This window comes from Nocardioides sp., assembly GCF_030655615.1.
Classification (GTDB): Bacteria; Actinomycetota; Actinomycetes; order Propionibacteriales; family Nocardioidaceae; genus Nocardioides.
Genome location: NZ_JAURVJ010000222.1, coordinates 1 through 8,989 on the forward strand (window position 1 = coordinate 1; position 8,989 = coordinate 8,989).

The window sequence follows — 8,989 nt, forward strand, 5'->3', positions numbered from 1 at the left end:
AGGGCGCGGCGGAGCCCGCCCTTGTCTGCGCCATCAAGCATCCCGGGAGAGGCTCGCTGTCAAGGATCGCTTCGCGACCGCGTAGCGGCGCGAAGCGTCCTTGACAGGGAGGCCCGGGATGCTAGGCGCGCGGACAGCCCGGCCCCCCGTGACAGAGGGCCAGCAGAGACCTCCGTACGACCCCGACCACCCGAAGATGCCAGGCTGACCCCATGGACCTCGAGGACGCGTTCCGCGCCCAGGCCGCGGCCTGCGGCCGCCTCGGCTCCCCGATGTACGCCGACCTCCTGGCCCGGGTGGCCGACGCGCTGGGGGCCGGGGGAGCGGAGGCGGAGCCGTTCGCGCGGGTGCTGGCCGGGCACGAGGACGCGCCGGGTCCGTCGGGGCTCGCGCTGCGGCTGGCCGGGTCGGTGCACCGGCTGGTGCTCGAGCGGCGGGCGGGGGCGCTGGCGGCGTACTACCCGAGCGTGGGTGGCACCTGGGAGCCCGAGGGGGGCTGGGCGGCGTTCACCGCGCTGGTCGCCGACGAGCCCGAGGCCGTGCGCGAGTGGCTCGACCGGCCGCCCCAGACCAACGAGGTCGGACGCTCCGCGGCGCTGACGGCGGGCCTGCTCGAGCTCGGCCGCGAGACCGCGCTGCCGGTGCGGCTGGTCGAGATCGGGTCGTCGGGTGGGCTCAACCTGCTGGCCGACCGGTTCCGCTACGTCGACGACACGGGCCGCGGCCATGGTGACGAGGCGTCGCCGGTGCGGCTCGAGGGTGCGTGGACCGGGCCGGGCCCGTGGACCGACCCGGACGCCACGTGGCCGTCGGTCGTGGAGCGCACCGGCACCGACGTGATGCCGGTCGACGTGGCGACCACTGCGGGGCGCCTCACGCTCACGGCGTACGTCTGGCCCGACCAGACCGACCGCCACGAGCGGCTCCGCGGTGCCCTCGAGCTGGCCGCCGAGACGCCGCCGACCGTACGCCGGCAGACCGCCCGCGAGGTCGCCGACGGGCTGAGCCTGGTCGACGGGACCGTGACGGTGCTGTGGCACAGCGTGATGTGGCAGTACCTCGACCGGTCCGAGCAGGACGACGTCCTCGCCCGCGTCGAGGAGCTCGGGGCGTCCGCCACCGAGGGACGGTCCTTCGCCCACCTGAGCCTCGAGCCCCGGCGGCGCACGCCGGAGGAGGACCACCAGTTCTGGCTCGTCCTGCGGCGCTGGCCCGGCGGGGAGCCACGCTTCCTGGCGCGCTCACGCGGCCACGGCGTCCCGGTGGACTGGCCGAGCGGACCATGAGCGACAAGCGCGTCGTCCTGCACGTCGGGGCGCCCAAGTCCGGCACGACCTACCTCCAGAGCCGCCTCCAGCAGAACCACGAGGCCCTGCTGGCCCACGGTGTCCTGGTGCCCCAGGCGAGCGTCGAGGAGGGCTCGGCGACGCTGATGTTCCGAGCGGCCCTCGACCTGACGGGGATCCGGCTCTGGCGCGGTCGTGACTACGCCGACGGTCGCTGGGACCGGCTGGTCGCGGCCACCGCGGCCCACGACGGAACGACGCTCATCAGCGACGAGGCGTTCGTCCGCGCCGATGACGCGGCGGTCGCGCGCGCCGTCCGCGAGCTCAGCGCCGAGGCGGAGCTGCACGTCGTCTGGACCGCGCGTGACCTGGGCCGGGCGCTGGTGTCCACCTGGCTCGAGAACCTCAAGCACGGTCGCGCCGAGACCTACGCCGACCTCCTCGAGCGGGCGCGCACCGGCACGGTGCTGCGGCAGTTCGAGATCGACACGGTCCTGGGCCGCTGGCTCGACGCGCTCGGCGACCCGGCCCGCGTCCACCTCGTCACCCTGCCGCCCGAGGGCGGCGACCGGTCGCTGCTCTGGACCCGCTTCCTCGAGGTCGCCGGCGTCGACCCGACGTGGGTGCCGGCCGAGGCCCGGCAGGCCAACGACTCGATCGGGCTGCCGGAGGCGCAGTTCCTGCGGGCCCTCAACGAGCAGGTGGGCGGCGCGGCTGAGCGCGGCGGGCGGCTGCACGGCGCCGTCCGCGACGTCGTCGTCGGCCGCGGCCTCGCACCGCGCAGCTCCACCAAGGTGCGGCTCGACCCGCGCCACGAGCCCTGGGTGGTCGCCCGCACCGAGGTCTGGGTCGACTGGGTGCGCGCGAGCGGGATCGACGTCACCGGCGACCTGGCCGACCTGACCGTCGCCCGCCTCGACCCCGCCGACTGGGTCGACCCCGACGTCCTCCAGCCGGACGCCCTCGCAGCCGCGGACGCCGCGCTCGACGTCGTACGACGGGCCCGGGGGCGCGGGCCGGGCGGCCGCCGGGCAGTGCGAGGATCTCGCGCATGATCGTCGCGGTCAGCACCATCAAGGACACGGCGCCCAACGTCCGTCGCTACGTCTCGCGCAACCTCGCCAACGGCGTCGACCACCTCGTGGTGTTCACCGAGGACACCGGCGCCGAGGCCGAGGCCGTCCTCGACGAGCACCACGCGGTCACCCACGTGCGCACCGGCGGCGACTGGTGGCCGGAGCGGCCGGGCGACCTCAACGTCCGCCAGCGCGCCAACGCCAACCTGGCGCGGGTGCTGCTGGCGCCGTTCGCCTGGGCCGAGTGGCTGGTGCACATCGACGGCGACGAGGTCGCGGTGATCGACCGTGACGTGGTCGCAGCCTTCCCGCCCGAGCGCGCGACGTTCCGGATGGTGCCGCTCGAGGCGGTGTCGCGCGACGCCTGGCCCGACGGCGAGATCACCCACTTCAAGCGGCTCCTCGAACGCCCCGAGCTGGTGCTGCTCACGGTCCTCGGCCTGGTCGAGAAGCCCGACAACAAGGCCTACTTCCACGGCCACGTGCGCGGCAAGGTCGGCGTGCGCCTGCGCACCGACCACCGGATCGGCCTCCACATCGTGCGCAACCGGCGCGGCCGCGGCGTCGAGACGGTCAAGGCCGACGGCCTCGCCGTCCTCCACTACGACTCGGCGACGGCCGACGACTTCGTGCGCAAGTTCATGACCCTGGCCGGGTCGGGGTCGCGCGCCGTCTATCGCACCAGCCGCATCCCTACCGTCAACGCGCTGCGCACCCTCTCGACGATGGACGTCAGCGACGAGGTCCGTGCCCGCTACCTGCGCCGCGTCTACGACCTGACCACCCGCGAGGACTTCGAGACCCTGCACGACCTGGGGCTCCTCGACGAGGTCCACGCCGATGCCGGCACCCACGTGCCCGAGGCCGTTCCCGCCGCCGACCTCGCGGCCTTCGAGGCGCTGCTGGCCGCCGCCGCACCGCTGCCGCGCGACTCGCTGTCCCTGGACCACCCGGAGGGCGGGTACGACGTCCTGCGCGCCGCCCTCGCCGCCACCGGCCATCCGGCCGGGGCGGCGACCGAGGTGCTCGACCGCATCGCGGGCAAGCTCGCCGCGGCGCAGGCTGCCGCGGACGCGGCCTCTGACGAGACGGCCGCCCCGGACGAGACCGGACCACAACCCGGTCGACGCCGGGGGATCCGGGTGCCAAGGTGGAGGGCATGACCGAAGCGAACGAGGACCTGAAGGCCAAGATGCGTGAGGCGCTCGATCGGAAGAACAAGAAGGAGAAGGGCGTCCACCAGGACGGCCCGGTGCACGAGAAGGCGCACGGCTCCGAGGTCGACGGCGGCGCCACGCCCAAGGTGCACCGCCGCAAGGCGGGTGGGGGCGGGACCTGAGGTCCGTCCGACCGAGCTCCACCCGACCGAGCTGACGCGGCGGGGCGGCTGACAGGATGACGTCGTCCTGACGTCGTCCAGAGGGAGCCTGCCGTGCAGTTCGGTCGTAGCTATGAGGAGTTCGAGGTCGGTGCGACCTACAAGCACTGGCCCGGCAAGACGGTCACCGAGGCCGACGACCACCTCTTCTGCCTGCTGACGATGAACCACCACCCGCTGCACCTCGACGTCAACTACGCCGAGAAGACGACGCAGTTCGGCAAGAACGTGGTGGTCGGCAACTACGTCTACTCGATCCTGCTCGGCATGTCGGTGCCCGACATCTCGGGCAAGGCGATCGCCAACCTCGAGATCGAGTCGCTGCGCCACGTGGCGCCGACGTTCCACGGCGACACGCTCTACGGCGAGACCACCGTGCTCGACAAGTGGGAGTCGAAGTCGAAGGACGACCGGGGGGTCGTCCACGTCGAGACGATCGGCTACAACCAGGACGGCAAGGTGGTCTGCATCTTCCGCCGCAAGGTGATGGTCCCCAAGGACAGCTATCTCACCGAGCGCGGCGGCGAGCAGCCCGGACGTCCCGTGCCGCAGCCCGACAAGAACTGGCCGGGACCTCAGGCCGACTGAGCCTCCGTCGTGTGCCGCTCGGCGGCGAACGAGCGCGCCAGGGGCAGCAGGGCCAGGACGAGCACGGCCGGCACGGCGAACCCGACGCGCAGCGAGTCGCTGCCGACGACGCCCGTCAGGACTGCGCCCAGCAGCGCGCCCGCGTAGTTGAACTGGTTGAACCGGGCGATGACCGCGTCGGTGCTGGCCGGTGAGCCGCCAGCGATGCGGCCCGCCGCGGAGAAGCTGAGCGGTGCGACGACGGCCATCCCGGCCCCGGCGACGGTGAACCCCAGCACGGCCACCGGCCAGCCCGGCGCCGTCACCACCGTGACCAGGCCGACGCAGCCGACGACCGCGCCGACCCGCAGGACCGACGTGACGCCGTGGCGCTGGACCAGGCGGTCGCCCGCCAGCCGCACGACCAGGCTCGCCAGCAGGTAGGGGAACGTCGCCAGCGCGACGAGACGCTCGGGGGCGACGACGGTGCGGTCGAGGTAGGTCGCGCCCCAGGTCGTGGCGGCGGTGTCGACCATGTAGAAGACGACGAGGCCGAGCCCGACGAGCAGGATCGGCCGCCAGGGGACCGGCGTCCCGTCGCCCGTGCCGGTCAGGTCGGCGGTGCCCGGCACCTCGGCGCGGGTGACGTAGGCGCCGAACGCGCCGAGCGCCGCGAGCAGCGGGACGACGGCGACCACGGCGCCGGACCGGTCGGGGAGTCCCGACGTCGCGAGCGTGAGGGCCGCACCGACGAGCCCGCCGCAGGTCCAGGCGGCGTGGAACGACGGCAGCAGCGGCCGGCTCGCGGCGCGCTCGACGGCGACGGCCTGCATGTTGGTGGTCGCGTCGACCAGGCCGAGGGCGACGCCGTACGCCGCCAGGCCGAGGACGAAGCCGGCGAAGACCGGCGCGAGCAGCAGGGCCGGTACGGCGACCGCGGTGACGAGCAGGCCGGCGCGGAGCACCAGCGCGCTGTCGTGGTGGGCGGCCAGGCGCTCGGCGAGGACCGACCCGGCCCCGGCGAGCAGCACCATCATCAGCAGCAGCACCGACAGCTCGAGCTCGCCGAGGTCCCAGCGGTCGGCGGTGTCGGGCAGCCGCGTGGTCAGGCTGATGAAGACCACGCCCTGGCTCGCGAACGCCATGGCAGCGGCGCGGCGGTGCGGCACGGGCGGGGTCACCCGCCGATGGTGGCACGGACGGCGGGTCCAATTTGGGTGATCGGCTCCCGCCGGAGCCCGGTTCCGTCACCATTCCCTCATGGCCAAGACCTCCCAGCAGCTGCGCAGCCGTACCGCCAAGAAGGTCGGTGCGCGGGCTGCCGACACGGCCAAGCCGGCGGCCGCGCCGCGGACGCCCCGGTCGGGTCTCGGTGACCGGCTGCGCTACGCCTTCGACAACTCGATGTCGCGCGGCACGCCCGCGCTCGTCGCCTGGCTGGGCGCGGTGACGCTGGTCCTGATCGTGGTGTTCGCGGTCATCACGACAGTGACCGGGCTGCGCGGCGACTCCGACGAGGGGTTCTGGAAGGAGCTGTTCTACAGCCTCAACCACGCCCTCGACGCCGGGTTCGTCGGCGGCGACACCGGGTCGTGGCAGTTCCTCCTCACGATGCTGGCGCTGACCCTGGCGGGCCTGTTCATCGTCAGCGCGCTCATCGGCGTCATCGCCGCGGGCATCGACGAGAAGCTCGCCGAGCTGCGCCGCGGCCGCTCCATGGTCATCGAGGCCGACCACACCGTGATCCTCGGCTGGTCCGACTCGATCTTCACCATCATCAGCGAGCTCACCATCGCCAACGAGAGCCGGACCAAGCCGGTCGTCGTCATCCTCGCCCCGCGCGACAAGGTCGAGATGGAGGACGACGTCCGCGCCAAGGTGCCCGACCTCCGCGGCACCCGCGTCATCTGCCGCTCCGGCTCGCCGATGGACGTCGACGACCTGCGCCTCAGCAGCTACACCACCGCCCGGTCAGTGATCCTGCTGGCGCCGGAGTCCGACGACCCGGACAGCGAGGTCATCAAGAGCCTGCTCGCGCTGACCCACGCGACCCCCGAGGGCGAGGGCCCGCGCATCGTCGCCGAGATCCGCAACCCGTCCAACCTCGAGGCCGCCCGCCTCGTCGGCACCAGCCGCACCGTGCTGCTCGACATCCGCGACACCGTCGCCAAGCTGCTGGTGCAGACCTCGCGCCAGTCCGGCGCCGCTGCGGTCTACGTCGAGCTGTTCGACTACGACGGCGACGAGATCTACTTCCTCGTCGAGCACGACCTCGCCGGGGCGACGTACGCCGAGGCGCAGCAGGCCTTCGAGGAGGCCACCGTCATCGGCCTCGTCGACCCCGACGGCTTCGAGGGCCCGCTGCTCAACCCGGCGCCGGACACGGTCGTGGGCCGGCGGACGCTGATCATGGTCGCCGAGGACGACGACGGCCTCGACGACGCGCCGCGCTCGACCGCCCGGCCCGACCTCGACGCGCTCGGCACCGCCGTCGAGGTCGCGCCCGAGCCCACCCAGGCGCTGCTGGTCGGCTGGAACGAGCGCGCCCCGATCGTCCTCCGCGAGCTCGACAAGTACGCACCCGTCGGCTCCACGCTCACCGTCCTCACCGCCTACGGCGACGAGGTCGCGGCCAGCCTGCCGGCGCTCGACAACCTCGCCGTGACCGTCGAGGCCGGGCCCACGACCGACCGGGCCACGCTCGACCGCCACGTCACCGCCGACCTCGACCAGGTGATGGTGCTCTGCTACTCCGAGCACCTCGAGCAGCAGGCCGCCGACGCCAAGACGCTCGTCACGCTCCTCCACGTGCGCGACATCCTCGGCAAGCTCGGCGTCTCGACGCCGGTCGTCAGCGAGATGCTCGACGACCGCAACCGGGTGCTGGCCGAGGTCGCCCACGTCGACGACGTCGTCGTCAGCGGCGAGATCGTCAGCCTGCTCGTCACCCAGCTGTCCGAGGACGAGCGGCTCGAGGCCGTCTTCGACCAGCTGCTCGGCGACGAGGGCGCCGAGGTCTACCTCCGGCCCGCCGACCTCTACGTGCGACCGGGCCAGGTCAGCTGGGCGACCGTCGTCGCCGGCGCGACCCGCCGCGGCGAGACCGCGATCGGCTTCAAGACCGGCCAGCAGGTCACCGTCAACCCCGCCAAGTCCGTCGTCATCGACGTCGGTGCGGGCGACCGGGTCGTGGTGCTGGCAGACTCCTGAGAATGGCTGCTGAGCTCTGGATCGTCCGGCACGGACCCACCGACTGGAGCCGGTCCGGCCGGCACACCTCGGTCACCGACCTCCCGCTGCTCCCCGAGAGCGAGGACGACGCCCGCGCGCTGGCCGACCGGCTCGCCGACATCGACCCCGTGCTCGTGCTGACGAGCCCGCGTCTGCGGGCCCGGCGTACGGCGGAGCTGGCGGGGTTCGCCGACGCCGAGGTCGACCCCGACCTGGCCGAGTGGGCCTACGGCGACTACGAGGGCATCACCACGCCCGAGATCCGCGAGTCGGTCCCCGGGTGGACGATCTGGTCGCACCCGTGCCCCGGCGGCGAGTCGGCCGACGAGGTCGGCGAGCGTCTCGACCGCGTCGTGGCGCGGGCCCGCGCGGCCGACGGACCGGTCCTCGCGTTCGCCCACGGTCACTCGCTGCGGGTGCTGACCGCGCGCTGGCTGGGGCTGCCCGTCGCCGAGGGACGGCTCTTCCGGCTCGACACCGCGACCGTCTCGCTGCTCGGCCAGGAGCGCGAGCAGGCCGTCGTCGTGCGCTGGAACTCTTGACTCGTCCGCCGTAGCCCACGACGCTCAGGCCCATGCCGCTCTCGGTCGGGTGCCCCCGCTGCGCCGCCCCGGTCTCCGAGACGCCGGCGGGGTGGGTGTGCGTCGAGCACGCCGAGATCGAGCCGCTGTGGCGACCCGACGAGGCGTCGTACGACGCGTTCGCCGACCACCTGCGCCGCTCGGCCTCGGTGCCGACCTACCTCCCGTGGCCGCTGAGCCCGGGCTGGACCGTCAGCGACTTCGCCGCCGTCGGCTCCGACCCGGCCCGGGCCCGCGCGACGATGACCTGCACCTCGGGCTCGAGCGTCCTCGACGGTCCGGTCGACGTGATCGTGGTCGCCGAGGAGGCGGGCACCGGCCTCGGCGCGCGGATCGCCGGCACCCCCCACGACGACCCGGGCGCCGACATCGGCGACGGCCCGCCGAGCGTCAAGGTCCGGATCGGCCGCCACGTCGTGCCGCTCTGGCCGATCTCGACCAGCGCGGCCTCCAGCGAGTGGGACCGCTCCGTCGTCGCCGGCGAGGCCCACGGCCGCTGGCTCTGGATCGTCATGCGTCCCGCGTCGGCCATGCTCCTGCTCCGCGACGACTGGATCCTCCGCGACACCTCCCAGTCCGGCCCCCACCTCGTCGAGCTTCCGTTCGGCGGCCCCGCCCCCTCCTGGTGACGCCGAACCGTCGTCGATTGCTGACGGGTCACCGCACGTGAAGGCTGACCCGTCGTCGATTGCTGACGGGTCACCGCACGTGGACGCTGACCCGTCCCTGATTGCTGACGGGTCACCGCACGTGGACGCTGACCCGTCCTTGATTGCTGACGGGTCACCGCACGTGGAGGCTGACCCGTCGTTGATTGCTGACGGGTCACCGCACGTGGAGGCTGACGCGTCGTCGATTGCTGACGGGTCA

Annotated in this window: 8 protein-coding genes and 1 pseudogene; 8 read left to right on the forward strand and 1 reads right to left on the reverse strand. The window is 73.4% G+C overall.

Annotated elements, in window-relative coordinates; all coding sequences use genetic code 11:
* Nucleotides 1–212 precede the first annotated feature (212 nt).
* The 5 genes and pseudogenes from Q7T52_RS19535 to Q7T52_RS19555 all read left to right on the forward strand — a co-directional run.
* Entirely contained in the window at nucleotides 213–1,286 is a 1,074-nt protein-coding gene (locus Q7T52_RS19535; RefSeq protein WP_304805220.1) for a DUF2332 domain-containing protein, read from the forward strand.
* Nucleotides 1,283–2,341 carry a hypothetical protein gene (locus Q7T52_RS19540; RefSeq protein ID WP_304805221.1) on the forward strand — a complete coding sequence of 353 codons (1,059 nt, stop codon included), beginning with the start codon at nucleotides 1,283–1,285 and terminating at the stop codon, nucleotides 2,339–2,341. Before Q7T52_RS19535 ends, Q7T52_RS19540 begins: the two co-directional genes overlap by 4 nt.
* Entirely contained in the window at nucleotides 2,338–3,525 is a 1,188-nt protein-coding gene (locus Q7T52_RS19545) for a glycosyltransferase family 2 protein (RefSeq protein WP_304805222.1), read from the forward strand. The genes Q7T52_RS19540 and Q7T52_RS19545 overlap by 4 nt, the downstream gene beginning before the upstream one ends.
* Nucleotides 3,522–3,701, forward strand: coding sequence for a DUF5302 domain-containing protein (locus Q7T52_RS19550; protein ID WP_304805223.1), 180 nt, complete (start codon nucleotides 3,522–3,524; stop codon nucleotides 3,699–3,701). The genes Q7T52_RS19545 and Q7T52_RS19550 overlap by 4 nt, the downstream gene beginning before the upstream one ends.
* Nucleotides 3,702–3,788: 87 nt before the next feature.
* Nucleotides 3,789–4,328 (forward strand): annotated as a pseudogene (locus tag Q7T52_RS19555) (MaoC family dehydratase); the annotation flags it as partial.
* On the opposite strand, the gene Q7T52_RS19560 reads toward Q7T52_RS19555, so the two are convergent.
* Entirely contained in the window at nucleotides 4,316–5,488 is a 1,173-nt protein-coding gene (locus tag Q7T52_RS19560) for an MFS transporter (RefSeq protein WP_304805225.1), read from the reverse strand. The pseudogene Q7T52_RS19555 and the gene Q7T52_RS19560 overlap by 13 nt on opposite strands.
* 79 nt (nucleotides 5,489–5,567) lie before the next feature.
* On the opposite strand from Q7T52_RS19560, the gene Q7T52_RS19565 reads away from it, so the two are divergent.
* The 3 genes from Q7T52_RS19565 to Q7T52_RS19575 are packed head-to-tail and all read left to right on the forward strand — an operon-like array spanning nucleotide 5,568 to nucleotide 8,748.
* A complete protein-coding gene (locus Q7T52_RS19565) occupies nucleotides 5,568–7,517 on the forward strand; it encodes a hypothetical protein (RefSeq protein ID WP_304805226.1) in 1,950 nt (649 codons plus the stop codon).
* Nucleotides 7,518–7,519: 2 nt separating this feature from the next.
* On the forward strand, nucleotides 7,520–8,080 hold the full coding sequence (locus Q7T52_RS19570; protein ID WP_304805227.1) for a histidine phosphatase family protein: 561 nt from the start codon (nucleotides 7,520–7,522) through the stop codon (nucleotides 8,078–8,080).
* A gap of 32 nt (nucleotides 8,081–8,112) precedes the next feature.
* A complete protein-coding gene (locus Q7T52_RS19575) occupies nucleotides 8,113–8,748 on the forward strand; it encodes a DUF6758 family protein (RefSeq protein ID WP_304805228.1) in 636 nt (211 codons plus the stop codon).
* Nucleotides 8,749–8,989 lie beyond the last annotated feature (241 nt).

What these genes read in the sequence shown, in the direction of transcription:
- Q7T52_RS19545 (WP_304805222.1), top strand. Translation starts at nt 2,338, where the DNA reads ATGATCGTCGCGGTCAGCACCATCAAGGACACGGCGCCCAACGTCCGT.
- Q7T52_RS19570 (WP_304805227.1), top strand. Translation starts at nt 7,520, where the DNA reads ATGGCTGCTGAGCTCTGGATCGTCCGGCACGGACCCACCGACTGGAGC.
- Q7T52_RS19565 (WP_304805226.1), top strand. Translation starts at nt 5,568, where the DNA reads ATGGCCAAGACCTCCCAGCAGCTGCGCAGCCGTACCGCCAAGAAGGTC.
- Q7T52_RS19550 (WP_304805223.1), top strand. Translation starts at nt 3,522, where the DNA reads ATGACCGAAGCGAACGAGGACCTGAAGGCCAAGATGCGTGAGGCGCTC.
- Q7T52_RS19575 (WP_304805228.1), top strand. Translation starts at nt 8,113, where the DNA reads ATGCCGCTCTCGGTCGGGTGCCCCCGCTGCGCCGCCCCGGTCTCCGAG.
- Q7T52_RS19540 (WP_304805221.1), top strand. Translation starts at nt 1,283, where the DNA reads ATGAGCGACAAGCGCGTCGTCCTGCACGTCGGGGCGCCCAAGTCCGGC.
- Q7T52_RS19535 (WP_304805220.1), top strand. Translation starts at nt 213, where the DNA reads ATGGACCTCGAGGACGCGTTCCGCGCCCAGGCCGCGGCCTGCGGCCGC.